Below are 26,938 nucleotides of genomic sequence, written 5' to 3'. Positions count from 1 at the left end.
ATACATAACCACACATCAACTTCAAATTGTAAAAATATAATGAACACAAAGACCACCACCAATCTCTCGAGCATCTTTGTCAAACTCTTGCTCTCACACGCCTCGCTGCTCCTACTGCCTGAGCCCGCGCTGCGCGCCCAAGTTTCCGGCACCTTCACGGGTTCGGACTCCACTTGGAATGATGCCGCCAGCTGGTCCCCGTCCGGCGTGCCGGGCGCGACGCCAACCTATGACACCGCGGTCTTTGACGACTCCATCGCCGCGGCGAGTGGCACGAAGACCATCACGGTTGACGGCCTCTTCAACCTGAACGGCCTCAGCGCGGCCTCCGGATTGGAGCAGACACTGGTATTGACCGACAATGGCGTGGCGGGACGCGGATTTCATCTCGGCGGCGCCGGTGCCGGCATTTCCCTGCCTGGCAATGCATTCCTGACAGTGGACACCAATGTGTCCCTCGACGCTTCCGCGAGCCTGGTCAACAGCCAGGGCATGATGACGTTCAACGCCGGCAAGACCTTCGACATCGCGGGCAACGACCTGCTGGTCAATACCGTGATCGGCAGCGCCGTGACCCGGATTTACTCCACCATCGCCGGCACCACGGGCGGCATCACAAAAACGGGCGCCGGCATACTGGAGCTTTACGGCGACAACGCCTTCGATGGCGGCGTGCGATTCCACGATGGCACCCTGCGCATCGGCCACAATTCCGCGCTCGGCTCCGGCGCGCTCGAAATCGGAAATGGCGCGACTCCGACCGACCTGATGGTGCTCGAGCTGATCACCCCGTCCCTCGTGCTCGACAATCAAATCATATGGAACAACGACCTGAGCATCGTCAACGGTGTCACCCTCACCCAAAAGTCCGTCACCTTTGATTATGCGGGGCAGGTCCAGTTGGACAATGGCATCCGTCAGTTGAACATAAGCGATCTGGCCAAGGTGGTTTTCGGCCGTAACCTCGTGCTTGCCGGTTCCGGCGGGCTTCAGGTGAGCGGCGGCAGTTTGTCCGAGGTGAACTTCCTCAATGGCAACAACACCTTCAGCGGCGGTTACGTGCAATGGCTGAGGCAGGCCACCATCGGCAGCGGCACCTCCAACATAACCTTGGGCGCATTGGACTCCGGGCACAACTACATCGGCACGGGGGCAGTGGCGGTCAACGGCGGCGGCTTTACGCTCAGCCTGAATCCCGGCGCCGGGCACACCGCGAACCTGCGCGGCAACATCACCCTCGATTACGGCGCGATTTTCGACGTGATCAACGGTTCCGTGCTGCTGGACGGCGCGGTGCTGGCCAACGGAGCCAACAATCTGGGCAACAAATTCATCTTCCGCGGCGACACGGATTTTGCGGACGCCAGCTTTGTCAATGCGCCGGATTTGTATTTCACCACCACGGACCTGATCACCCTCAGCGGCACGGGCATGGGGACGGGCCTCAACCAGATGATTCTGAACAACACGGGCACCATCGCGCTGTCAGCCGGCGCGAAAAACATCGGCGCGACCCATATCCGTATGGAAAAAGGCACCCTGGCCCTGGGCGCGGACGACCAGATTCAGGCGGGCACCGCGTTGTTTCTGGGCGATGCGACCTCGTTGCGGACGAACGGCTTTTCCGCCGTGTTCTCCGACGGCTTGAGCTGGACCGCCAACGGCACGCGGATCATCGACTTTGGCGTGGGCGGTATGAATGCGCTGGATTTCGGCATCGGCAGCACGGGCGGCGCCGGGCTGGTCTATGTGCAAAACTGGCTGGAAGGCTCGAATTCCCTCCTCTTCGGGGACGACATCTCGACGGCGTCCTGGCGCAATAACATCAGGTTCGACGGCTACAACTGGGGCATGGGCGTGCAGGTCGTCAACAATGCCGGCAAATACGAACTGATCCCGACCGAGGGCATCCCTATTGCTCCAAACACCTTTGAATGGACGGGCTCGGCCGCCTACAGCACCGGCGCGGTCGGCACCAACATGTGGGATGCGCCGGGCAACTGGGATATCAACCGCATCCCGTCCTTTGGCGCCGGCGCCACCATGATATTCGGCAACAAGTATGGCAATTACACGCCGAGCCTGTCGCTTCCCGGCGCCGTGACGGTCGGCTCCCTTTTGTTCAACAGAACCACCTCTTCTTATAATACCGCCACCATCTCCGGCGGCACGCTGATTATGGATAGCGGAACAGCTGGCGTGAACGCGCAGATGAAAAAATCATATTACGATGCAGGCACCATCAGTTCCCCCATCCAGTTGAACAGCGACCTGTCACTGGACCGCACCGACACCAGCACCCCGTCGGGCAGTTATTACCGCACCTTGAACGGAACAATCAGCGACGGCGCCAACGGCCCCGGTTCCATCGTCATCGACGGCGGCGCATGGTATCTGAACAACAGCAACAATACTTTCACCGGCGGCGTCACGTTGAACGCCGACGGCCAGTTGCGGCTGGCCTACAGCGGAAGCAACAATTCCCTGGGCAAGGGCGAGCTTACCATCAACGGAGGCGTGCTCTGGGGCGGTTATATTTATAATAAAGTCAACTTCAACGGGAGTTTCACCATCAGTCAGAACGGCAGCAGCTATCCCACGAACTTCTATGCCACGGGAAACGCGGCCAACGACACCATCTGGCTGAATTCCGACATCACCATCACGGGCCGGTGGAGCACCTCGGGCGGCTGGGGCAGTTATTCGTATCTCTATTTCCGCGAAGGCAGGAATCTGCAAGGCGCCGGCGGGCTGACGCTGGCGGGCTCATGGGACGGCCTTGCTACCTACGCGGCGGACAGCAATTTCAGCGGCGGCTACACCCAGCGGGGCGGGACGATGCAGGTGTATGCCAATTCCACTTCTGCCAACGGCTCGGTGGTGTTTGGCGAGCTGGCCGCCGGCAAGAACTACCTGGGCATCGGCGACATCACGCTGAATGGGGGCAACATCTATGTTTATCCCAAATCCACGGCCAGCAGCGTCGAATTCCGTAATGGGGTGGTCGTGACCGCGAGCAGCGGCGCGTTTACTGTCAATACGGCGCCGGTGTATTTTAATGATGACTCGACCCTGCGGCTCTTCAGCAACGGTTCTTTCACCGGTGGCAGCGACGTGGTTCTGTCCGACATGAACCTGATCGGGGCCAATAGCACGACGGGCGGAAACATGACCGTGGGCAAAAACCTGGTTGTCGGCGACGTCGCCGTGAGCCAGACGCCCAATATCACCATGTCGGGGGTCAGCAGGGTGATGGCCGAGTCCGGCACCACGGCGCTCACGGGCCTGGGACGGTTTTCCAGAAGCACATCGCTCACGACCACGACCATAGATTCATCCATCAGCCAGCTGGGTGCTTCCCAATTTTATATCAACTCGGGCCGGCTCCAGTTCACCAGGGACAATCAGGTCGCCGGAACGGCGAATCTGTATCTCTATTCCACCGGCATTATAAATTCCGCCGGTTTCGAAAATGATTTTGGCAGTCTCTACATATATGGGGATTCCACCATGGAGCTCGGCACCGGCGGAGAACTGTCCTTCAGCGGGCTGGGCTCCTGGGCCACCACCGGCGTGATCCCCTTGCTGAACATTCAAAACGACAGCGGCGAGTGGAATACCACCAGCAACCTGACGCTGGGAGGCGAGCACGTATGGTTTAACGCCAATCCTTTTTCCGCCAACGACGTGCGTCTGGAAAACATCGCCTTCACCGGCTATACGCGCGGCGCCGCCATGGTTTATAATGGCGGGAAATATGAACTGGTTGCCGCGGGCGAGAAAGGCTTTGAGTGGTCGGGCGGCGGCCTGGCCGACGCCAGCTGGAACACGGGCGCGAACTGGTATGGCAATGCGGCGCCCGATGCCGTCGGGGCCATCGCCATTTTCCGCGATGCCGACGATGCCTTGAGCGGCAAGACGATCCGGCTCAACGGCAACCGCACCCTTGGAAAAATCCTTTTTGAGGCCACGAGCGGAGCGAGCTTCACCATTGCCCCCACTTCCGTCACGGACACGCTCACGTTTGCCAACAGCGGCAGCCAGGCGGTCATTGATTTTGCGGGCGCGTCCTCGCCCACCATCAGCGCCAATGCCATGCTGGAGGACTCCTTGCTGGTGGATCATCGGTCCAGCGGCAGGCAGTTGACGCTGTCGGGTGCCATTTCCGGAACCGGGGGCATCCGCTTCACGGTCGATCCCACCACCTTAGGCAGCACGACCAATCAGAATTACTCCCTAGTGCTTTCAGGCAGCAACAGCTTCAGCGGCGGCCTGGAGCAGCAAGGCGGCCTCTTGTATATCAATCATAATAATGCCTTGGGCAGCGGCACCTATACAGTCACAGGAACGGCCACGACATATGTAAATACGAACCGCATCGTGACCAACGCGCTGAAGCTGGATGGCGGCCTCACGGCCACGGGCGCATCGACAAGTTACAGCCTGACCTTCAAGGACAACACCGGATTGATCACCAGCGGGACGAAGAATATCTATTTGGGTTCCGGGATAGGTCAGCTTATCTTTGATAGTGATTATGTGCTGACCGGCCCGGGCGGGCTAATAGTCCGGAGTTATTCTTACCCATCCACTGCCTATCTCCTGACCATGCGCGGGCAAAACACCTTCACTGGCGGCGTCACATTAAACAGCGGCATGATCAGGATCGGCGCCAGCAGCCAGACCGAGGACGGTCAGGTGATTTCCGGCCCCTTGGGTACCGGCACTTATACCTTCAGCTATGGCATGACTGGCATGGACAATGCCGCGCAGCATTACGTGATTCACAATCCCCTGTCCCTGGGGACAAACAGCACTGCTTACATGGGATACTCCGGTGTCTCCTCCTTGCAGGCGGGTTCATTGACCTTTGATTCCGTGGAGGACCTCAAGTTGCGTTCGGGCGTCAACACCTTTTATCCCATGGGGGCGAGGGTGGAGTTCAAGAATGCCATTACCAACCCGGATGCCGGCACGGGCAGCCTCACGCTTGCGATGTATACCAGTTCCCCCGCGTTTCTCCGGTTGTCCGGCAGCAACAGTTTTACCGGCGGCGTCACGGTGAACAGCAACTACACCACCAGCACCGCCTATCAGCCCACCCTGTCGCTCGGCCATGACGCCGCCCTCGGCACCGGCATGCTGACCTTGAGCAATTATTATATCACTCTGGAAGCTTATGGAGCCGATCGGAACATCGGAAATCTGATCAATTTCAGCAATAGCAGCGGCTACACGACCTCTTTCACCGCCGCGGGTGGCGCGCAACGCCTCCTTTTCAGCGGCACGGGCAACAGCACGCTTTCGAACGGCACCAAGGTCTGGAATGTGGCCGACGACATGATCGTCACCTTTGGCACGGCCCACAATCTGGCCGGCGCCGGGGCCTCGATCACCAAGCAGGGCGCGGGCGAACTGCAACTGCTGGCCCCGAACTCGACGTTCAGCAACCTCACCATTTCCGCCGGCACCGTGTCCACCTCGCTGCTGGCCGGGCACGACATGGTGCTCCAAGGCGCGGCCTCCGGCACGCGGGACAGTTACTTCGGCACCGGCATCCTCAGTGTCAACGGCGCGAGCGCCGTCGCCCGGATCGTCACCTGGAGCGACGATGACGCGACCGGCGATGTTTACCTGAACGGCAACCTCACCGTGAGCAACGGCGGCAGGCTGCAAATCGTCGGCGGCGGCAATCTCCACCTGAACTCCAACCAGACGGTGAGCACCGTGGGCGGCGGCAATATTTCGATCAGTGACGGAGGTTCGCTGGTCAAGGAGGGGGTCGGCACTCTCTCCACCCTGAACACCAACATCATCGCCCCGATTGTCATCCGCAGCGGCACGCTGTCCCTGGCGACGACCGACCTGCTGAACAACGTGGGCAGCCTGGAAATGGCCGGCGGCGGCCTGATGTTGAACGGATTGAGCCAGACGCTCGGCGGCAACTGGTCGCTGACCGGAGCGTCCTTGCTGGACATCGGCGTCAACAGCCTGCCGAAGAAATTCACCGTGGCCGATCTCGGCCTCTGGAACACCACCTCCATATTGCAGGTGCTGAACTGGGACGGCGTCCAGTCGGTCGGCGGCGGCAACACGCAAATCGTCATCGGCAACTACACCGGCGCCATGGAATATGTCCCGAATGTCTGGTTCCAGGGCTACGCCCCCGGCGCGATCCTGCTCGACAAGACAGGCGGCGCCAAGGAACTGGTGCCCTATGCCCAATCCTTCAACTGGACGGGCATGAACAGTTCCGACTGGACCGCGGCCCCCAACTGGAGCAGCTACCAGCAGCCCAACGGCGTGGGCGCCAGCGCGACTTTCGGCGATGTCGCCCAAATCTCCGCCAGCGGCTCGAACATCCAGCTCAACGAAAACAAGACACTGGGCACGCTGATCTTTGACGGCACCCGCGACCAGCACTTCAACATCAGCAGCAATGGCAGCCCCGCCGTCATTTTCGATTTCCCGGGGGATATCAAACACGACCCCAACGTCACCGCGCTCATCCTGATGCGCAACAACTCGGACGCGCTCATCACCACTCCCATCGACCTGCGCGTGAACCTGCAAATCGACAATGAGAGCGGGGCGGATCTGGAGCTTGCCGGAACCATCTTCGATGACTACGGCACCGGCCGCAAGGTGACCAAGACCGGCGGCGGGATGCTCACCCTCTCCAGCGGCGCAAATATCTTCAAGAACGGCCTGTACCTCGTGGACGGCCTGCTGCGCATCAATGCCGGCGAGACCCTGCTCAACGGTTATGTCGCCTCGGGGCCGATCGGCACCGGCGCGTTCACCATCACCGGCGGCGCCATTGAGGCGCTCGGCCAGGACCGCACCCTGAGCAACCGCCTCGTGATCGGCGGCGATTTCGACGTCGCCGGCAGCCACACGCTGACGCTGGCGTATGACGCCACCCTGAACGGCGTGCAGAGCGTCCTGACCCGGGACAGCACCATCGCCGTGGATTCCGGCGCGGCGCTGGTGATCGGCGCGGGCAACACGCTGGCGGTTGCCTTGGACGGCGATGCCACGAGCGCCAAAATCACCAAGGACGGCGAGGGCCTGCTGAAAATCGACAGCACGCTCGGTTCCGACCATGCCTACGGCCTGCGCATGAACGCGGGCACCTTGGTGCTGACCGGCACCAACTCATACCAAGGCGGCACTGAATTGGCAGGCGGCGTGCTGGCCGTTACCAACAACCAGGCCCTGGGCAGCGGCACGCTGGAGGCCTTGGGCAGCGGCACCCTGCGCGCGGACGCGAACCTGGGCAATGTGGCCAACGCCATCGACGTGACCGCGAACCTCACGATACAAAACACGGACGGCAACGGCGCGGCGACCGACGCGACCCTGTCCGGCGTGATCAGCGGCAGCGGCAACCTCGCCAAGACCGGCGCGGGTCTGCTGACGCTGACGGGCGAAAACACGCTCACCGGCACGCTGGCGGTGACCACCGGCACGGTGAATGTCGGCGGCGGCGGCGCGACCGGCAGCCTCGTGAGCGATGTGAACATTTCCTCCGCCGCGCAGTTGCTCTTTGACCGCACGACCAGTTCCACCTTTGCCGGACGGCTCTTTGGCAGCGGCACCCTCGTGAAACAAGGGGCGGACACGCTCACGCTCACCGGGACGAGCGCGGCCTACACCGGCGACAGCGCGCTTCGGGAAGGCGCCCTCATCGTGGCCGCCAACCAGGCGCTGGGCAGCGGCACGCTGACCATGAGCGACCAGACCACGCTCGGCTACGCCGACGCGGTGACGCTCTCGAACGCCGTCACCGTGCTCGCCTCCGGCACCTTCAATGTGGCCGGCGGCACGGCGACGCAATCGGGCGTCATCAGCGGCGCGAGCATTTGGAAGACCGGCACGGGCAACCTGACGCTCACCGGGAACAACACCTACACCGGCACGACCACGGTGAACGGCGGGGAGTTGCAAATCGGCGACGGCGGGACGAGCGGCAGCATCCTGGCGATGACGGATGCGAGCAAGACGGTGAACGTGGACGCGGGCGCGTCGCTGGTGTTCAACCGCGGCGACACGATTGCCTACAGCGGGACGATTGCCGGCAGCGGCACGGTGGTGCAGCGCGGAAGCGGCGTGCTGCTGTTCGACGGAGTGGAGCAGAAGCACACCGGCGGAAGCGTGGTGGAAAGCGGCACCATGAAAATTGCCAACGGCGGCGCGGTGGGCACGCAGGCGACCATCGGGGCAACCGACATCGTGGACATCCGCGACGGCGCGGTCTTCTACCTCGGCGAAAACGGCGGCAACTACGGGCTGGTGAACACGCTCAAGGGCGAAGGCACGCTGGTGGTGGACATCGGGGAGACCAGCCACGCGAGCGGGACCTATGAATTCAGCTTTGCCAACGCCGGCGGGACGACACGCGCCGCGCAATACGGGCGGGACTTCCACGGCACGGTGGAAATGCGCCACGCCGAATACGAGATCAACCAGCAGGCGGAGGCGTTCCTGAACGCGGGCACCGCCTCCTTGCGGACGACGGCGGGCAGCTACGGCACGCTGGCGGGCACCGGCGGGACGGCGCGGCGCATCGACGGCGGCGTGGAGTTTGCCGGCGGAACCTTCCAGTGGGACTTCGATGCGGCGAACAATCCGCTGGCCTACCTGGACGCGGGGGCGATCGAGATCAGCGCGTCGACCGAATTCCGGCTGAACTTGCAAAATACGCTGCAAACCAACACGAGCGGGTCGCAAGGTGTGGCGTCGCTGTTTTCGACGGTGGTCAACGGCGCGGACTCGCTGCTGCTGGCGAACAGCGACACGGAGATCGACGGCGCGATGAACTGGGCGAACCTCAAATACTCGACCAACAACGGCGCGACGTGGGACAACCTGAGCACGCCGATGCGGCAAGGCATCACGCAAAACAACAGGGAAGTGGGCAAGGGAACGTTCGACTGGACGGCCCACGAGGCGACCGGCAGCAACAGCCGCGAACTGCGTGTGGGCTACCAACTGGACCGGATCGAGATTTTCAAGGACGCGACGCTGGAGGTGGCGCTGGGCGACACAGACCCGACCAACTCGTTCAACATCGAGCTGACCGACTACATTTATGATGTGGCGAACGGCGACGGCGCGAGCTACACCGGCTCGGCGGGTTCGGGCAACGTGCGCTACAGCGACCTCACCGGAAGCGGGACGGGCATCCGGGTGAACGTGACCAACAGTTACACGGGCACGACGTTCATCAGCGGGAGCACCACGCTGATGCTGGGCGGCGACGCGGCGCTGGGCAGCGAGACGCGGCACACGACGCTGGTAAGCGCGACCGCGGCGGGCGCGGTGCTGGACGTGGACGGCCACACGATAAGCGTGGGCGGCTTGCAAATCGCCGACGGCGGGCGGCTCGATTTCAACGGCGGCGCGGTGAACATCATCGACAACCAGTCCGGGCAGCCCGGCGTGACCGCCGCGGCGGTGGGCGGCGGCACGGTGTCCGGCAATAATGCGCTGACGGGCAGCGGCACGCTGAACACGACCTTCGGCAATCTGGTCATCGGCGGCAGCAACGGCACGGTGCATGTGACGACGAGCATCGCCACGAGCGCGACAGTGACGCTGCAAAACGTGGCGGGCCTGGGCGACGGCGCGATCAAGAACGAAGGATGGTTGATCTTCGACGCTGCCAGCGGCACCAATCTCAACGCCATCGGCGGCGCCAGCCTCGTGAGCGCGACGAACGCGGCAAACGTCGTCCTGGGCGGCGCCAACAGCACCTTCAGCGGCACGTGGGCCATCGCGGCCGACAGCGCGCTGAAAGCCACCGGCAGCACGAGTCTCGGCACGGGCAAGGTAAGCAACAGCGGCACGCTCACCGTGGGGGCGTCGCTTGCGACGCCCGCCGATTGGACGCTCAACCCCGCGAACCTCATCAGCGGCTCCGGCGTGCTCATGAAGGAAGACGCGAACACCGTGACGATCAGCCACTCCAACAGCTACACCGGCAGCACGCTCATCAACGCCGGGACGCTGCGCCTCACCGCCGAAAACGCAATCGGCAGCGGCACGGCCAACGTGACGGGCGTGCTGGACCTCGCGCTCACTGGCGCCTATGCGAACGCCACCGCCGGCAGCGGCACGGCGCAGGTGAGCGGGGATGTCGCGATCACCGGGAGCAACAGCGTCGCGCACTGGCGCGTGACCGGCACGGGCGCGGTCACGCAGCAGCCAAACCTCGGCGCGGGCGAGGTGGACCTCGACGGCGGCAACCTCATCGTGAGCAGCACCGCGTGGCAGTTCGCCAACGCGCTCACCGGCAATGGCACGCTGACGGCGAACCTCGCGCCCGCGAGCGGCACGTTCAGCTTCGCGCCAAGCGCCGCCCACGCGACCGCCTTCAGCGGCGCGGTGGAAATGGAAAGCGGCCACTTCCAGCTCGACGCGGTAAGCGCGGGCATCGGCGCCAGCGCGACGACCGGCACGGGCGTCATGAGAAACGCGACGCTGGTGCTCGGCGCGAGCGGCAGCACGCTGCTGGACAGCGGCACGTATTACCTCGGCGGAATGGACTTCGACGGCGGCCTGTTGAAAGTGCAAATGAAAGACGCCACGCGTCCCGAAGGCATGCTGACGGTCGGCGACCTGCGCGCGAGCGCGGGCAGCAAGGTGGCGCTGGACAATTGGAACCGCGTCAGCGGCACCGCGCCCGACGGCACGGACTTCTTCCATCAGGACAGCGGCACGATCTTCCAGCAGATCGCCCGGGCGACCGGCAGCGTCAACGACACCGGGGCGCAGCTCGATCTTTATGACTTCAGCGGCTCGCTGATCAGCGATGCGACCTTGAAGGAAATCCACGAAAACGGCGGCATCAGCGGCACGGCGACCTACGACTACGGCGCGGAGGTGGTGGACAGCGGCACGAATCGCGGCCTCTACCTCGCCTACATGCTGCGCGAACTTTCGGCCAACAGCGGCACCAATGTCACGCTGAACAATATCAACACGCAGGACACGGCCAATACGCTGACCGCGAAACTGACCGGCGATGGCGGCTTCACCATGAACGGCACGGGCGTGTATTACATCGGCAGCGCGGCGAGCGACTACACCGGGACGACGACCGTGGCGGGCGGCACCGTCGGGCTGTATAGCAACAATGCCCTCGGCAACACGGCGCGCCTCGACCTTGCCGCGAACACCGGAGTGGACCTGAACGGCAAGGCGCAGACGGTGGGCGCGCTGGTTTCGGCCTCCACTTCGACTTTGAACTTCAACTCCGGTTCGCTGACCCTCAGCGGATCGAACGGCGGCAGCGTGAGCAACGGCGCGCTGACCGGCACGGGCGCGCTCATCGTGCAAAGCAATACGCTGACGGTGAACGGAGCCAACGCCGGTCTCACCGCCAGCGCCTCGATCAACAATGCCGCGACGGTGGTCCTGAGCCACGCGCAAGGCTTGGGCGCCGGCGCGCTCACCGCTGACGGCGCGCTCATCTTCAATGCCGCCACCGGCACGAACGCCAACGCCATCGGCGGCACGGGCATCGTGAGCGCGACGAACGCCGCGAACATCGTCCTCGGCGGCGCGAACACCACCTTCAGCGGCACGTGGGCCGTCGCGGCCGACAGCGCGCTGAAAGCGGCCGGCGCCGATAGCCTTGGCGCGGGCAAAGTCGCCGACAGCGGCACGCTGGTGCTGGGAGGAATGACGAATTACGAATTACAGATGACGAATGTGATCAGCGGCACCGGCGTGCTCGTGAAGGAGGACGCTAACACCGTCACGATCAGCCACAGCAACAGCTACACCGGCGGCGGCGTGATCACCGGCGGCACGCTGAAACTGGCCGACCTGCAAGGCACCGGCACGGGTGACATCCTGAACAACGCCGGCCTCGACCTCGCCACGGGCGGCACGTTTGCGAACCACATCAGCGGCACGACGGGCGCGGTGAACACGATCAGCGGCGCGGGCGTGAGCATCACCGGCAGCAACGCGCAGTTCGCCGGCACGTGGAACGTGGCCGGCAGCGGCACGATGACCGCGCAGCAGAACCTCGGCGCGGGCGGCACGGCGAAGGTCAACATCGCCTCGGGCGGCGACCTCGCGCTGATCGGCATGGGCGGCGACTACACTTTCAACCAGCAGCTCACCGGCGAGGGCCGCCTGGTGCTTGCGAACACCGGCACGCTCGACTTCGGCAGCACGACGGGCAGCGCGTTCACCGGTATGGTGACGCTGCAAGACAACCGCTTCGTTCTCGACGCCGCGAATGCCGCGCCGCTGGCGAACGCGACCCTGGAAATCTCCGCCAACAACTTCACCGCCGTGGCCGCCGGCACGCAGCAGGTCGGCAACCTCGCGCTGACCAGCGGCACGATCCAGTTTGCGCTGGATGCGAACGGCACGGCGGCGGCGGGCATTGTGGGCACCGGCACGCTTTCGCTCAGCGGTTCGACGGTCGTGGTGGTAAACACCGGCAGCTTCGGCCAGACACTCCCGCTGTTGCAGCAGGACGAGCACCGCGACATCCAGTTGGTCTCCGCGACCGCGCACACCGGCGAGACCCAGGTCAGCGGCGCGCAACTCATCGATCAAAACGGCGCGCAACTCACCGAGGCCACGCAGCACGACATCGTGCAGGGCGGCAATATGACGGCCAGCGGCACCTATGACTTCGCGGCCACGGCAAGCGGCAGCGGCCTGTATCTGGGCTACGAGCTGGTTGCGCTGGAACTGCTGGCCGGGCAAACCACCGTGCTCGACCACGAGACGAGTTTCATCACTGGCGGCGACGAATTGCACGCGCTGGTCAGCGGCTCGGGCCACCTGCAAATCAGCGCCACCGGCGCCATCGCGCTGAACAACGGCGACAACAGCTACACGGGCGAAACGCGCGTGGTCAGCGGCACGCTGGTCGCGGGCAACAGCGGCGCGCTGGGCGCCACCAGCCTGCTGTCGATCAGCGCGGCCGCGGCGGCCGATCTGAACCACACGGTGCAAACCGTCGGCGTGCTGGACAACCTCGGCGCGTTGCGCTTCAACGGCGGCACGCTGATCGTGCAAAACGGCGGCGCCAGCAGCGGCACCCTGGACGGCACCGGCGCGCTGGTGGTGCAAAGCAACACGCTGGGCATCGCCAACGCGAATCCCGGTCTGAACGCGAACACGACCATCGCCGCCGGGGCGGTCGCCGACCTCAAGCACGCCTCCGGCCTGGGCGACACCGGCTCCGTCACCGCCGACGGACGCCTCGTGCTCGACATTCAGTCTTCGGCCCTTCAGCCCTTCGGCCTCTCCCTCAGCGGCACGGGCGTCTTCGTGAAGGCCAACACCGGCACCGTGGCAATCTCGGCGGCGAACTCCGGCTTCAACGGCTCGGCCCGCGTGGAAGGCGGACGCCTCCTCCTCGAAGACCTCATGGCGCTCGGCGCCGCCGGCGTGAATGTGGACACCGGCGCGGTGCTCGAATACCGCAACGCTTCCGGCTCCCTCGCCAACACGGTGAACGGCTCCGGCACGCTGCATCTGGCCAACAGCGGCTCGTTCTTCATCGGGCACGACAATGGCATATCGAGCAGCGTGCTGGAAAACGCCGCGGTTTACCTCAGCGCGACCCACGCGCTGGGCTCCGACACCGCGGGCGTGCGCGCCGACAGCCGCTCGGCAATCTACTTCGACCTCGACAAGGCGCGACTCGGCCATGTGACGCTCGACGGCGCGCGACTCGGCTTCACGCACAGTGGAAGCGCCTTCAAAACCGGCACGGTGGAAACCCTGGCCGGCAGCGGCACGCTGGCCTTCAACGTGGACTTTTCGAACGTGTCCGGCCTGAAGGCTGCCGGCGAGGCGGCCAACCACCTGACCGTGACAGGCAGCAGCGCGGGCGCGTTCACCGTGAGCGTGAACACGCTGGACGGGGAACACGGCGGTGACGAAACGGCGATCCCGCTCATCACCGACCAAACCGGCGCGGCGGTTTACCAGCTTGAAGGCGAAAAGATCACCCTGGGGCTGTCGGAATTCAAGTTTGCCAACGGAGCCGCGTCGGAGAGCACGCTGACGCTCGACCCGCGCACGTGGTATCTCTACGACTCGGGCCTCTCGCAGGCGGCCGACGCGATCATCGACACCGCGTCATTGCTCGCGAAGGACTGGCACTACTCGCTCGACGCCCTCTACCTGCGCATGGGCGACGTGCGCGCCGAACTGCTCGCGGCTTCCGACAATCGTGATTCGGAAACCGAAAATCGGGAATTGACCGGCAACGTGTGGGTGCGCAGCCGCGGCTACCGGCTGAACGCGGACAACGTGCTGACCGGGCGCGGCGTGGAGCAATACGCCTACGGGGCGACCGCGGGCGGGGACAAGGCCTTCGAGACGGAGAGCGGGGTGAACCTCCTCGGAGCGTTCATCGACATGGGGCGCATCACCCGGGACTTTGGCCAGGACAGCGACGGCGAGACCGGCAGTGTCTCGGTCGGGCTCTACGCGACCATGTTGAAGAACAACGGCTGGTATGCGGACCTCGTGCTCAAGGCCGACCGCTACAAGCACAGTTTTGAAGTGAGCACGGTGAACGGCCGCCCGGTGCGCGGACGCTACAACAGCGAGGCCCTTGGCGCGTCGCTGGAACTCGGCCGCCGCCTTGAGCGCGCCGACGGCTGGTGGCTGGAACCGAGCGTGCAGGCCGCGGTGGCAAGACTCGGCGGCGCGAGCTACCGCACGACGCCGGCGAACGCGGCCATCGACGTGAAGGTGGACGACGCCACCGCCGCGCAGTATCGCGGCCAGGTGCGCTTCGGACGCCAGCTCAAGGACACGAGGTGGGCGCCCTATGGGAAATTCGCTGTGGTCAAGGCCTACACCGACGGCGGAACCATCCGCGCGCACAACCGCGACCTGTCCGTGGACTTCGACGGCTGGCGGATGGAATTCGGCGCGGGCGCGAGCTACCGCATCAGCGACCTCAGCCAGTTGTATCTGGATTACGAATACGGACGGGCCGCCCATTACGAGCGCCCCTGGGCCTTTAATCTCGGCTACCGCAGACTCTGGTGAGGAAGGGTGATGGAAAACCATGCCCAGACAGGGGGCGGTGCGGCCCCCGCGCCCGTGCCGCCGGAAGGCGCGCAGGAAACGGAATACATCGAGTCGCTGCCCATGGCGCGGTATGCCTTTGTCGTGCGCGGACACCTGGCCAATGGCGCCGGTATCATAATCAGGGGCAATGTCTATGCCAGGAAAGACATGTATTATCAGGCGCAGGCACGGGCGCTTGATTCCATTTTGAAGGAGATACCCACTCTCAAGCTCGACGAGACGGACTCCGTCGGGTTGAGAATGTATCTGAGCAAAAAATATCTTCCGCCAAAAGATCCCCCGGCGCCCCGGCAGCCGCTCGAACTCCGCGCCCCGCAACCATGAGGGCAGCCGCGCAGTCAAAGCATCCGGCACCCGGATTGTAATTCCATTAGGTTACAATCCGGCATTGGGAATGCGACAGATTGAACGGGGCATGCTCCCCCGCCCGCCTGCCATTTTTCGCTCGCCCGCCGCACGCTGCGTCAAACAATCGCGCAGCCTTTCCCATGAGCGAAACCGTCCTCCACTGCTGGCGCGCGCTTGTCCGCGCCCACCCCGAAGCCACCGCGCTCATCGACGGCGCCGACGGCCGCACATGGACCCGCGCGGCGCTCGGCGAGGCCGCCTCCGGCTGGCTCCGCGCCCTGCCCGCCGAAACCCGCGCGGCGCTGGTCCGCCGCCGCGTCATCATGGCCGAGCCCAACGGCGCGCGCTGGTTCCACGTTTTCCTCGGCCTGCTCGAAGCCGGGGCCATCCCCGCGCCCGCCGATGCCAGGGAAACGCCCGCCGCCCTCCGCGCCGCCGCCGCGGCCTGTTCCGCCGCCTGGCTCTGGCACGAGGGCGCGCTGGAAAACATCCCGCTTTCGCCGCCCCCGCCTCGCGCCCGCCGCCGCGATCTTTGCCTCATCAAACTCACCAGCGGCAGCACCGGCACGCCCAAGGCACTCGTCTTCACCCACGCGCAAATGCTCGCCGACGGACGCCAGCTCGCCGCCGCGATGGACATCCGTCCCGCCGATCTCAACCTCGCCGTCATCCCGCTCGGCCACTCCTACGGCCTCGGCAACCTCGTCATGCCGCTTCTCGCGCAGGGCACCCCGGCCCTCTGCGCCGCCAGTCCGCTGCCCCGCGCGCTCGCCGCCGATTGCGAACGCTGGCGGCCCACGATTTTTCCCGCCGTCCCCACCCTGCTGCGCGCGCTGGCGCAAACCGACATTGCGCCCGCGGCCCTCGCCGGCCTGCGCGCCATCATCTCCGCCGGGGCGCCGCTCGCGCCCGAAATCGCCGCCGCCTTCGCGCAAAAATTTTCGCGCGGCATCCACGCCTTCTACGGCACCAGCGAGACCGGCGGCATCGCCTACGACCGCACCGGCCGCGCCGCGCTCACCGCCGGCAATGTCGGCACGCCTGTCAACGGCGTCACGCTCCGCTGGCGGCGTGACGGGCGCTTCGCCGTCGCCGGCGCCGCCGTCCATGGACGCGGGGTCTGCTCGCCGCCCGACCGCGCCGAAACCAACGCGCGCGGCGAACTCATCCTCCTCGGCCGCGCCGGACGTTTCGCCAAGATCGCCGGCCGGCGCGTGAATCTCGCCGAGGTTGAAAACGCCCTCCGCGCGCTTCCCGGCGTGACCGACGCCTTCGTCGCCGAGCACCCATCGCGCCCCGACGCGCTCGCCGCCGCGGTCGAAATCCACGGGAGCGCGGACATTCCTGTCCGCGATGCCGCGGGCAGGAATGCCCGCGCTCCCGAGCCCCGCCCCGCCACCCTTCGCGCCGCGCTCGGCCCGCGCCTCGCCGCCTGGAAAATCCCCGCCCGAATCCTCGTGCTGAAAGATTTTCCCGTCACCGCCCGCGGCAAAACCGACCGGCGGCGGCTGACGGCACTGTTGGCTGCAACGCCACGCTAACCGTCCTCTGCCGTCGTATTCCATAAACGTCCTGTGCCGCAAAACCGCACTTGCCGCCACGCTGCACCTCGACTTTATTGGATCTGTATCCATATCACGCCCATGAATATCGCATTCAATACCTCGTCCCGTTTCACTATTCTCGCCGCCCTGTTGTTCGCAGTTTTCTGCGTTCCCGCATTGCCGGCAGCCGACGAAGCCGCAAGCGACGGCACGCCCGTCGGCATCATCCCCGTCCCCGACAAACTTGCCATCGCGGATGTGAAGGCCTGTGTCTCCCGTGCTTTCATCAACCGTAAATATCAAATCCAGAAATCCGAGCAAGGGCTGATCGTCGGCTATTATGAACGCAGTCCGAACGTGCTTACTTTGACGGTGCGTTACGACACCAAGGAAGTGAAACTCTTCGCCAAAGGCAGTTCGCGCGGCGGCGGGTTGCCCACTCGCTGGATTGAATCCTATCGGAAAGACGTCGGCTCATTCCTCAGCCAAAAGCTGCTGGAAAAATAATCTCCGCCCTGATTCGGGGCGGAGACATTTCCCTGTTCTCCACCCCGTTTGTTTCGGGAGGTTCAAAAAGGCAGGGAGTCCTCTCCGCGGACTTCGTTGCGCGGATTTCGAGAGCCCCCATCTCATTCATGGGACGATTGAGGATTCGCCGCCTTTGAAATCTATGGCGTTCCCTTCAGAAAATTCCAAATGACCCTCGATGCGTGGCAATGGGCGGTCGCGGTTTTCGCGGCGGTGCTGGTCGGCGTCTCCAAGACCGGGTTCATCGGCATGGGGATTCTATTCGTGGCGTTGTTCGCGAATGTGTTTCCCAGCGCGAAAGCCGCTTCCGGCGTGGTGCTGCCGTTGTTGATCCTCGCGGACGTGGTGGCGGTCGTGCTTTACCGGCGGCACATGCAGTGGCGTTTTTTCTGGAAACTCTTCCCCTGGGCGGCGGCGGGCGTGGTGGCGGGATTTTTTGCCATGGACCGGATCGACGATACCCAGGCGCGCGTGATGACCGGCGGCATCGTGGTCGCGCTCACCGCGCTGCATGTGTGGCGGCGCCGCCAGGCCGCGCGCGCGGAGCGGGAAGGCCGCGAGCCCGCACCGCCGCCGGCATGGTTCGGGCCGATGCTTGGCGTGCTGGCCGGCTTCACCACCCTGGTCGCCAATGCCGCCGGACCGCTGGCGACGATTTATTTTCTGACCATGCGGCTGCCAAAGATGGCGTTTGTCGGCACCAACGCGGTGTTTTTCATGGTGCTGAACTGGTTCAAGGTGTCATTTACTATTTATGGCACTCTTTCCATAGGGGCTTCAGCGGCACCTGAACCACCATGCATCCTGAAAAAAGTCCCAAAGCCTATTCTTATCTTCGATTCTCCACCCCGGAGCAACGTCTGGGGGCGTCCATGCGCCGCCAAATCACCGCTGCGGACGACTACGCCCGCGATGTCCTGAAGCTGCCCATTCACCAACGGTTCAATGATCTGGGCATATCCGGTCGCAAGCTCCGCAATGTCAGCCACGGTGCCTTGGGTGCCTTCCTCACACAAATCCGCTCCGGCGCCATCACCCCGGGCAGTGTCCTGATCGTCGAAAGCCTCAACCGGCTCACCCGCAGCGAGCCGCTCGATGCCTTCGATCTGCTGCGTGAAATCATCCGCGCCGGTATCGAGGTCGTCACCCTTCACGACCAGAAACGTTACAACACCGCGTCCATGCGAGAAATCGCCTCCCTCATCCAAGCCCTGGTCCTCATGTGCAACAGCTGGCAGGAAAGCGAAAACAAATCCTTCTGGTGTGCCGACGCCTGGGCCAAAAAACGCGAGGCTGCCGCCAAATTACGGCGCCCCATCACCCGCGCCATCCCGACTTGGTTATCCGTTACCGGCGTCAAACAACAGGCTGGCAGACTAGATTGGTCAGACGCAAAATTCACCGTTATTGAGGAACGCGCCGCCCTGATCAGAGACATTTACAAAAAACGCGCGCAAGGCTGCGGTATTCATAGCATCACCTCTTGGCTCAACAAACAAAACATCCCTTCTTGGAACACCAATAAACAGAACAATTCCAATCGCTGGAATCATATCTATATCTGCAAAATCCTCCACACCCGCACTGTGCTGGGCGAATTCCAGCCCTGCAAACTCAACACGGGGCGCTACTCGACCCCAATAGCCGCGGGAGACCCCATCCCAAATTATTTTCCCCGCATCGTCCCCGACGATCTCTGGCTCGCCGCCCAATACTTTAACGGCAAGCCAAAACAACACCCGGGGCGCCCCAGCCTTGCTTTGTCCGCCGGACTGGCCATCGACCCTGATGGCGCACCCATGTATTTGGGCCATCATTCAAAAAATCAGAGATACCTCGCCACCAGTTTCTCTTTCCGCCATGAAAACAAAACTATTTGGCGCTGGCAACTCGCGCATTTGGAACAATGCCTGCTTTTGATCGTCCAGAAAATCAACTGGCAAAAAGCGCTTTCCAATCCGGACGACGAACCACAGTTACTCAAACTTCGCGGACAACTCGGGGAAATCGCCCAACAGGAGCAAACCATCAAAACCCGGCTGCAGCACGCCGCAAAAATCCTCCTCACTGACTTGGGGGCGCTTAACGACGAAATCAAAACCCAAGCCGTCGCCTTGACCAGCCAGCAGGCCCTCCTGTCCGAAAAGCATCGCGAAACCATCCACAAAATCAACCAACTGGAAGTCTCAACCAAACCCCCTTTGGAAATCACAAAATTCAGTTTGGAAGATTTCCAAAAAAACAACCTCACCCCGGAGGTTCGCGAACAATTCCGCCGCCAACTCCGCAATTTGCTCAAAAAAATTACCCTTTACCCCGACGGAAACATCCCAGGCTTCCCGACCAACGCCATCCGCATCAAAGCGGCATCCCACGCTTCCGGCACTTCCGGTCGTCTCCCAAAACCAGAGGAACGAATCTTCGGCGCCATCCGACTCCTCACCGTTTCCAACCAAGATCTCATTTTTTGGGTCACATACCCTGCCATCATCACCAAAAACCAAGTGCCCGTCATCCTCGCCACATATGGCGAAGACTCATTCTTAAAAAAATAGGACGAAGCTCCTCCGGTCAACCGGGCACCCAGCACTGCGCCTTCACCACTCCAGAAGTTTTCCGGGAAACCATTCTTGAGTGCCTGTCCAATATCTCCACTTGGGGCAAATCAGGTACGGAGGTCGCCTTTAACACTTGATCCAAATCCTTCACGACAACTTGCACCGTCTGCTCCAGCATCACCGCCCCCACCGGCGCCATCGTCAGCCACGCCCTTGTGTTATTTATCACCCGCCAGCCTTCCACCACATCCCCCTCTTTTAGGGAATGCTCCGAATCATTCCTCATCATAAACCAATGCGCACAATCACGCCGCGCGAGGGGGGATTCCGGCTGGATCAATTTTTTATGAGATGCCATGCCGCCTTTATGAAATTTTCTGCCAAAACAAAAATTGTCTCCGCCCGAATTCCCGCCGTAAAAAAACAACAGGCAACGAGGAACGAAAGCGGCACCCCATGCCGGAGCCGGCGGCCAACGAAAATCTCAATCGCGCGACGGCCCATCCTTTGGCCGGGCCGTCGCGCGCAAATGACCGGTTATCCGGCTTGCCGCGCCCTTCACACAAAAACCCATACACCACCAACCAATAGCCCGCTTCTATGAACTTCCCTGAATTTCACCAAGCCGCCGGCTTCGCGGGGACATCATCCCGACTATTATCCGCCTCTACAGCGGTGATCCTTGCCTGTGTTATAGAAATTCCTGCTTCACCCAGCGCGCCAAAGTCCGTTTTTCTCCCGAATCCATCATCCTGGTCGCCGGCCGAATCTTCCGGAGCCCTCGCCTTCACACCGGCCAGTCATTCCATGGAATCATCTAAATTTATGGCGCTCTTTCCATAGGGGCTTCAGCGGCACCTGAACCACCATGCATCCTGAAAAAAGTCCCAAAGCCTATTCCTATCTTCGATTCTCCACCCCGGAGCAGCGTCTGGGGGTGTCCATGCGCCGCCAAATCACCGCTGCGGACGACTACGCCCGCGATGTCCTGAAGCTGCCCATTCACCAGCGGTTCAATGATCTGGGCATATCCGGTCGCAAGCTCCGCAATGTCAGCCACGGCGCCCTGGGCGCCTTCCTTACACAAATCCGTTCCGGCGCCATCTCCCCGGGCAGTGTCCTGATCGTCGAAAGCCTCAACCGGCTCACCCGCAGCGAGCCGCTCGATGCCTTCGATCTGCTGCGTGAAATCATCCGCGCCGGCATCGAGGTCGTCACCCTTCACGACCAAAAACGTTACAACACCGCGTCCATGCGCGAAATCGCCTCCCTCATCCAAGCCCTGGTCCTCATGTGCAACAGCTGGCAGGAAAGCGAAAACAAATCCTTCTGGTGCGCCGACGCCTGGGCCAGAAAACGCGAGGTCGCCGCCAAATTACGGCGCCCCATCACCCGCGCCATCCCGACTTGGTTATCCGTTACCGGCGTCAAACAACAGGCCGGCAAACTAGATTGGTCAGACGCAAAATTCACCGTTATCAAGGAACGCGCCGCCCTGATCAGGGACATCTTCAAAAAACGCGTACAAGGCTGCGGACTCCAGAGCATCGCCACTTGGATCAACAACCAAGACATCCCCCCTTGGGGTTCCAATAGACGCAAAACTCACGGAGGGTGGAACCATGTCTATATTAGCAACATTCTTCACTCCCGCGCCGTATTGGGCGAGTTCCAACCTTACAAGCTCAGCGAGGGTCGCTATTCGGCCCCAATAGCCGCGAGAGGCCCCATTCCAAATTACTTTCCCCGCATCGTCCCCGACGATCTCTGGCTCGCCGCCCAATACTTTAACGGCAAGCCAAGGCAACACCCGGGACGCCCCAGCCTTGCTTTGTCCGCCGGACTGGCCATCGACCCTGACGGGGCCCCCATGCATTTGACCCACCACTCACAAATGCCGGCATACCTTTCCACTAGCTTCGCCTTCCGCCATAATAACAAAACCACCTGGCACTGGCGACTCATGCACCTGGAACAGTGCCTGCCTTTGATCATCCAAAAAATCAACTGGCAAAAGGTGCTCTCCAACCCGGACGATGAACCACGGCTGCTCGAACTTCGCGGACAACTTGGCGAAATCGCTCAACAGGAACAAACCATCAAAGCCCGGCTGCAGCACGCCGCAAAAATCCTCCTCACTGACTTGGGGGCGCTTAACGATGAAATCAAGGCCCAAGCCGCCGCCTTGACCAGCCAGCAGGCCCTCCTGTCAGAAAGACACCGCGAAACCATTCACAAAATCAACCAACTGGAGACCCTAACCAAGGTCCCCTTGGAAATTACAAAATTCAACCTGGAGGATTTCCCAAAAAACAACCTCACCCCGGAGGCACGCGAACAATTCCGCCGCCAACTCCGCAATCTGCTCAAAAAAATTATCCTTTACCCCGACGGGAATATTCCGGGTTTCCCGACCAACGCCATCCGCACCGAAGCGGAATCCCACTTCTCCGGCGTTTCCCGTCGCCGGCCAAAACCGGGGGAACGAATGTTCGGTGCCATCCGGCTCCTCACCGTTTCCAATCAAGATCTCATTTTTTGGGTCACCCACCCTGCCATCATCACCAAAAATCGTCCGCCCATCATCCTTGCCACACATGGCTCAGACATTTTCTTTAAAAAGTAAGAAACCAACATAAGCATATACTCGAAAATAGAGATGCAAATCTTCGTTCAGCATTTGAAACCAGAAAATATCACTATTTATGAATTAGATCCAAGGCATCCCCAAGGAAAACCATTTCAAATCATCACCATTTTCGGTGCAGGGTCATTGGCCTTAACCCTGGTGTCTCGCAGAGCAACCAACGATCTGGACATACTGGCAACCGACGCCTTTGCCACCTTCAGCAACTAGAAAAATACGGACCCCGCCAAGCCTGCCACCAGACACTTTGAGCACTCCCACACATTTTTTCACCAACCTACAACAACACATGAAATTCAAAATCAATCGCGATCACTTCAGCAACGGGCTTGCCCAAGTCCTCAACGTCGTCGGCCCCAAAACCACCATGCCCGTCTTGGGCAATGTGCTGATCGAGGCCGACAAGGACTCCATTTCCCTCACCACCACGAACCTCGATCTCGGGATCCGGTGCAAGGTGAAGGCCGAGGTGAAGGAACCCGGCGCGGTCACGCTGCCGGTCAAACGCCTCGCCACCATCGTCAAGGAACTGCCCAGCACCGATGTGACCCTCGACGCATCGCCCACACACCAGATCAAGCTCACCTCCGGCGGCTCCACTTTCCGCATCATGGGCATCGGCCGCGAGGAGTTTCCTCGGTTGCCGGAATTCGGCGGTGAGAAATCCTTCACGCTCGGGCAAGGCGAGTTCATCTCGATGCTCAAGAGCGTCGCCTACGCGCAGTCCACCGACGAGACCCGCTTCATCCTCAACGGCGTGTATTTCAGTTTCAATGACGGCAAATTCTCGCTTGTCGCCACCGACGGCCGCCGCCTCGCGCTCATGAGCAAGGAAATGGAAGTCCCCGCCGAGAGCGCCGGAAACATCATCCTCCCCGCCAAGACTGTGGGTGAGCTGCTGCGCATGCTCGACAAGGGCGAGAAACTCAAGGTCGCCTTCGACGACCGCCGCGCCGCCTTCCAGATCAACGTGGACAAGGACAACACCGGTTTCGTGGACAGCGTTTACCTCTATTCGAAAATCGTCGAAGGCAACTACCCGAATTACAATCAGGTCATCCCGAAGGAAACGCACCAGCGCATCAAGCTCGAGCGCGAGCTTTTCGCCCAGTGCGTGCACCGCGCCGCGCTCGTGTGCAGCGAGAAATCCAACTCGGTCAAAATCAAGCTTTCCAGCAACCTGCTCGAAATCACCGCGCAGAGTCCCGATTTCGGCGAGGCGCACGAATCGATGGCCATCGCCTACAGTGGTCCGGAGCTTCAAGTCGGTTTTAACCCGCAATTTCTCCTCGATCCGCTGCGCGCGCTTTCGAAGGACGAGATCTTTTTCGAGGTGAAGGATGCGGTGAGCCCTGGCGTGTTCAAGACGCTGGAAAGCTTCATCTGCGTCGTGATGCCGGTAAGGATCACATGAAATATTCAAGCCTGCACAACCTACTTCCACGGTAACAAGCGCACATTTTGTCCGGACATTTTATCCGGACGAGTTGATTCTTCGCAGCTTGCTGCGGGGATGGCTGTTGCCCGCTGACATCGGCAAAGTCCCTTTCTGTGATACCTCGGGACTTGCCCCGGGGTCGTGCATTTCTGAACATTTCCCACATTAAGGAAAATTTGAAAAATTGCTTTTTAACCACGGAGCACGGAGAATACGGAGTCCCAAGCCGGATAATAGTGTTTTGTTACTTAATGACAGACAGATAGGTTAAATTTTTATTAAAGCTTTCTATTTCTGGCCTCCGTGCTCCGTGGTGAATTTTTCAAACTGCCCTTAAATATTTGATATAATCCCTAATAAATATCCAGGCCCATAGAGATTCAACAATAATTGATTAGAAAATGCTGATACGATCGCACTGATGCAGCGCTCAATTCCCCTGCAAAACACCAACACGCCCTCCATCTTCACTTATGCGTCGAAAGACTACTCCACCCTACTGTTTCCTCGAAACCACTGAACCTGTCTGGCATCAGACCTGCGATAAGCACTTTAAGATTCGAAGAATGCTGGGGCGATTCCGTTTTGCCTCCTGGCAGCCAGCACACACCCTCGCCGAACTCATTCGCGCCTTCGAACACGACATCAAGGCGCAGGGATGGAAGGCCAATCCAGAAAGAGGTACTGTAAATGGCATCAAAATGCGAAGAGTGCGAAGCCGGACCTTCGGCGAAGACAACTTCACCAAAGCGGAACTCAATGCCCCCAAAGGATACACATGGTGGGAAGCAATGCCAGAACAACGGCAGGTTCGACTGTCCTCCATAAGCGTCAGAGAACAGGCGGAGGTGGACAAAGGGACAGAACGCGGACGGCAGCTCGCCGCCTATCCCCACTACCTGCCGCCAATCATGCGGCCTCTCCCAAAAGGATGGAAAATCATCAAACCGTTTCATGGCTTTATCGAAGGGTCAAAATCCCATAACAAAGTGACGATTGAAGACGCCGAATATTTTTTGCGCGCTTTCGCCGCAGGCGAAATGGATGATGGCGTCGGAGGCGCGTTTGATACGCCCGAACTCGAAGAGTGCTTCCGTAAATTTTTCCACCGACGCGCTCCTCATATCAAAAAAACAAAGTTTGTCGAGGTGGGAGGCTGCCGGGTCTCCGAATCCGCAAAGGCTCTCTATCGGCTGCTTTACTGGCTCAAGGAGATACATGTGGCTAGAGGTAATTTCTACAAGGGCACTCTTTGCAGGCTCTTCCACCCGAACGAACGCTGGGCGATTACGGTCGAGTTCTGGAAATACGAGCTTTCCCTCCGTTTTTATGTCGAGGCAGACGATATAAAACGCGTGAAACCCCATAGTCCCGTTCAGTGCGGCATCCCAGGCGCCCATAATGGGGAAATTCAATCTCCAAAGGCCGCGCGTGATTACTTCCGGCTGTTCCGGCGCATCCTTGGACGTCACACCATGATCTACCCGGGCAATAATTTCGAAGTATAAAGCGCCCTTGGTGCTCGGCCATGGACGGGGGACGTCCGTGATTACCGCATACGGCTGTCAGCTACGGACGTAGCAGGCAATCATCACCAACCTGCCGCAGGTTGTGCAACCTGAATTCAACAAGCGCCGGCCGACGCATCCAGCATTCAGCCAGACATAATAGCCTCCGGCCCGCATGGAAATTTTGCGACGGAATTTTTGTCATATACCCGCGCCAAATTTTTAAAACAGCAAAAATTGCCTGCACGCGGACAAACATACGAAACCGCCTCCCGTCAGTCTGGGGGCGGTTTATTTTTTCATCCAAAACTCACATCCGATTTTTCCATGATTTTCAAACGTCACGATTCACTCACCAGCCGGCTTGGAGAACGCTCCGGTCGCAACCTGTGGCGGCTTTGGGTCGAAGATAATGGCTTCGATCGCCTTCGCCGAAACAACTTTGCGCCAGGCGCGGCCTTTCAGGTCCGCCAGCGGCCCGGTGGAGGTCTCGTCATCGAGCAAACCCTGCTCGGTACCTGCCACGTTTCGTCGCGACGGGGTGCTGGCCTCCTGTCCTACGAGGCGCAGGATCTCGGCGACTTCATCGGCACGCCTGAAATTCGGGTCCGCATTCAGGTCGGTCAGATATTCGTGACGCCGCTGATGAGGTTCCACTCCGTCGCGCGCATGGTGACGGAGCAGTGGTCGATTGCAGGCGACGTGCTGATCACCCCGAGCGGTCGGATGGCGCTTCGCACCGCCGGACCGCTCCATTTGCCGCAGACGGCGGCGAGCATCGAGGCCGACCTCGACGAGCAGAACCTCGTGTTCGCGACCGAACTGATCGGGAACCAGCGTCCGGGCCGAGTCCTAGTCCGTGGCAATCCAGTCATGATGACCGTCGCCGGCCAATTCCTCCGGGCCGCAGGCTACAGCGAAACCTCCAATCCGGGAGAATTCGTCCGCTGACCGTTCCGTATCTTTAACCAGCGCATTCCAACTTATCTCACCATGAGCAATCACTTGCACTCATCTCCGGTTCCATCCGTCGCTGAACTGCGCGACGCCCGCAAAATTGCCGCTGACCAAAAGTTCGCGGACCATGACTTCGGCGATTCGACTGTCACCGACAGCGATAGCTGGACCGAAGACGGCGTCTACTGGTCGCGCTGGATTTATGGCGACGGTGAAGACGGAGAGCGTTTCCGCGCTTCATTCGGCGTTGAATTCCAGAAGGACACGGCGGAGGTCGCCGATACATGGGTTGAGCCGGATTGAGTTTTGCCTCCGTCGTTCCT

The 26,938-nt window shown here is 61.4% G+C and carries 13 protein-coding genes and 2 pseudogenes; 14 read left to right on the top strand and 1 reads right to left on the bottom strand.

Annotated features, from left to right (window positions below; genetic code table 11):
* The first annotated feature begins 39 nt into the window (after window positions 1-39).
* The 7 genes and pseudogenes from OH491_RS25005 (at window position 40) to OH491_RS24980 (ending at window position 20,062) form a co-directional block, all read left to right on the top strand.
* Window positions 40-15,045: an autotransporter-associated beta strand repeat-containing protein gene (locus OH491_RS25005; RefSeq protein WP_068768514.1), complete on the top strand. Its 15,006-nt coding sequence runs from the start codon at window positions 40-42 to the stop codon at window positions 15,043-15,045.
* A gap of 9 nt (window positions 15,046-15,054) precedes the next feature.
* On the top strand, window positions 15,055-15,411 hold the full coding sequence (locus OH491_RS25000; RefSeq protein ID WP_068768515.1) for a hypothetical protein: 357 nt from the start codon (window positions 15,055-15,057) through the stop codon (window positions 15,409-15,411).
* 164 nt (window positions 15,412-15,575) lie between these two features.
* Window positions 15,576-16,976 carry a class I adenylate-forming enzyme family protein gene (locus OH491_RS24995; RefSeq protein WP_068768516.1) on the top strand — a complete coding sequence of 467 codons (1,401 nt, stop codon included), beginning with the start codon at window positions 15,576-15,578 and terminating at the stop codon, window positions 16,974-16,976.
* A 102-nt stretch (window positions 16,977-17,078) separates the two neighbouring features.
* The gene (locus OH491_RS24990; RefSeq protein WP_068768517.1) at window positions 17,079-17,486 is read left to right on the top strand and encodes a hypothetical protein; all 408 of its coding nucleotides are present in this window, start codon (window positions 17,079-17,081) and stop codon (window positions 17,484-17,486) included.
* 189 nt (window positions 17,487-17,675) lie between these two features.
* The gene (locus tag OH491_RS24985; RefSeq protein WP_068768518.1) at window positions 17,676-18,428 is read left to right on the top strand and encodes a sulfite exporter TauE/SafE family protein; all 753 of its coding nucleotides are present in this window, start codon (window positions 17,676-17,678) and stop codon (window positions 18,426-18,428) included.
* Window positions 18,380-18,655, top strand: a pseudogene (locus OH491_RS28340) (recombinase family protein); the annotation flags it as partial. The gene OH491_RS24985 and the pseudogene OH491_RS28340, both read left to right, overlap by 49 nt.
* Window positions 18,656-18,688: 33 nt before the next feature.
* Complete coding sequence (locus OH491_RS24980) at window positions 18,689-20,062, top strand: recombinase family protein (protein ID WP_334318975.1); 1,374 nt, start codon at window positions 18,689-18,691, stop codon at window positions 20,060-20,062.
* A 16-nt stretch (window positions 20,063-20,078) separates the two neighbouring features.
* On the opposite strand, the gene OH491_RS24975 is transcribed toward OH491_RS24980, so the two are convergent.
* The gene (locus OH491_RS24975) at window positions 20,079-20,423 is read right to left on the bottom strand and encodes a hypothetical protein (protein ID WP_068768520.1); all 345 of its coding nucleotides are present in this window, start codon (window positions 20,421-20,423) and stop codon (window positions 20,079-20,081) included.
* Between the two features lie 510 nt (window positions 20,424-20,933).
* On the opposite strand from OH491_RS24975, the pseudogene OH491_RS28335 reads away from it, so the two are divergent.
* The 7 genes and pseudogenes from OH491_RS28335 to OH491_RS24940 all read left to right on the top strand — a co-directional run.
* Window positions 20,934-21,284 (top strand): annotated as a pseudogene (locus OH491_RS28335) (recombinase family protein); the annotation flags it as partial.
* Between the two features lie 33 nt (window positions 21,285-21,317).
* The gene (locus tag OH491_RS24965) at window positions 21,318-22,691 is read left to right on the top strand and encodes a recombinase family protein (RefSeq protein WP_334318977.1); all 1,374 of its coding nucleotides are present in this window, start codon (window positions 21,318-21,320) and stop codon (window positions 22,689-22,691) included.
* A 33-nt stretch (window positions 22,692-22,724) separates the two neighbouring features.
* Entirely contained in the window at window positions 22,725-22,922 is a 198-nt protein-coding gene (locus OH491_RS24960) for a hypothetical protein (RefSeq protein ID WP_145928485.1), read from the top strand.
* Between the two features lie 79 nt (window positions 22,923-23,001).
* On the top strand, window positions 23,002-24,126 hold the full coding sequence (gene dnaN / locus OH491_RS24955; protein ID WP_068768523.1) for a DNA polymerase III subunit beta: 1,125 nt from the start codon (window positions 23,002-23,004) through the stop codon (window positions 24,124-24,126).
* Window positions 24,127-24,716: 590 nt separating this feature from the next.
* A complete protein-coding gene (locus tag OH491_RS24950; protein WP_145928486.1) occupies window positions 24,717-25,658 on the top strand; it encodes a hypothetical protein in 942 nt (313 codons plus the stop codon).
* 198 nt (window positions 25,659-25,856) lie between these two features.
* On the top strand, window positions 25,857-26,609 hold the full coding sequence (locus OH491_RS24945; RefSeq protein ID WP_068768525.1) for a hypothetical protein: 753 nt from the start codon (window positions 25,857-25,859) through the stop codon (window positions 26,607-26,609).
* Between the two features lie 42 nt (window positions 26,610-26,651).
* Complete coding sequence (locus tag OH491_RS24940) at window positions 26,652-26,918, top strand: hypothetical protein (RefSeq protein ID WP_068768526.1); 267 nt, start codon at window positions 26,652-26,654, stop codon at window positions 26,916-26,918.
* The last annotated feature ends 20 nt before the right edge of the window (window positions 26,919-26,938 follow it).

The organism is Termitidicoccus mucosus (assembly GCF_038725785.1).
Classification (GTDB): domain Bacteria; phylum Verrucomicrobiota; class Verrucomicrobiia; order Opitutales; family Opitutaceae; genus Termitidicoccus; species Termitidicoccus mucosus.
Note: the sequence above shows the minus strand (reverse complement) of the source record. Positions and strands in the feature narration are given on the sequence as shown.

Coding starts and splice junctions, on each gene's coding strand:
- OH491_RS25005 (WP_068768514.1), top strand. CDS start 40: ATGAACACAAAGACCACCACCAATCTCTCGAGCATCTTTGTCAAACTC.
- OH491_RS25000 (WP_068768515.1), top strand. CDS start 15,055: ATGGAAAACCATGCCCAGACAGGGGGCGGTGCGGCCCCCGCGCCCGTG.
- OH491_RS24995 (WP_068768516.1), top strand. CDS start 15,576: ATGAGCGAAACCGTCCTCCACTGCTGGCGCGCGCTTGTCCGCGCCCAC.
- OH491_RS24990 (WP_068768517.1), top strand. CDS start 17,079: ATGAATATCGCATTCAATACCTCGTCCCGTTTCACTATTCTCGCCGCC.
- OH491_RS24985 (WP_068768518.1), top strand. CDS start 17,676: ATGACCCTCGATGCGTGGCAATGGGCGGTCGCGGTTTTCGCGGCGGTG.
- OH491_RS24980 (WP_334318975.1), top strand. CDS start 18,689: ATGCGAGAAATCGCCTCCCTCATCCAAGCCCTGGTCCTCATGTGCAAC.
- OH491_RS24975 (WP_068768520.1), bottom strand. CDS start 20,423: ATGGCATCTCATAAAAAATTGATCCAGCCGGAATCCCCCCTCGCGCGG.
- OH491_RS24965 (WP_334318977.1), top strand. CDS start 21,318: ATGCGCGAAATCGCCTCCCTCATCCAAGCCCTGGTCCTCATGTGCAAC.
- OH491_RS24960 (WP_145928485.1), top strand. CDS start 22,725: ATGCAAATCTTCGTTCAGCATTTGAAACCAGAAAATATCACTATTTAT.
- dnaN (WP_068768523.1), top strand. CDS start 23,002: ATGAAATTCAAAATCAATCGCGATCACTTCAGCAACGGGCTTGCCCAA.
- OH491_RS24950 (WP_145928486.1), top strand. CDS start 24,717: ATGCTGGGGCGATTCCGTTTTGCCTCCTGGCAGCCAGCACACACCCTC.
- OH491_RS24940 (WP_068768526.1), top strand. CDS start 26,652: ATGAGCAATCACTTGCACTCATCTCCGGTTCCATCCGTCGCTGAACTG.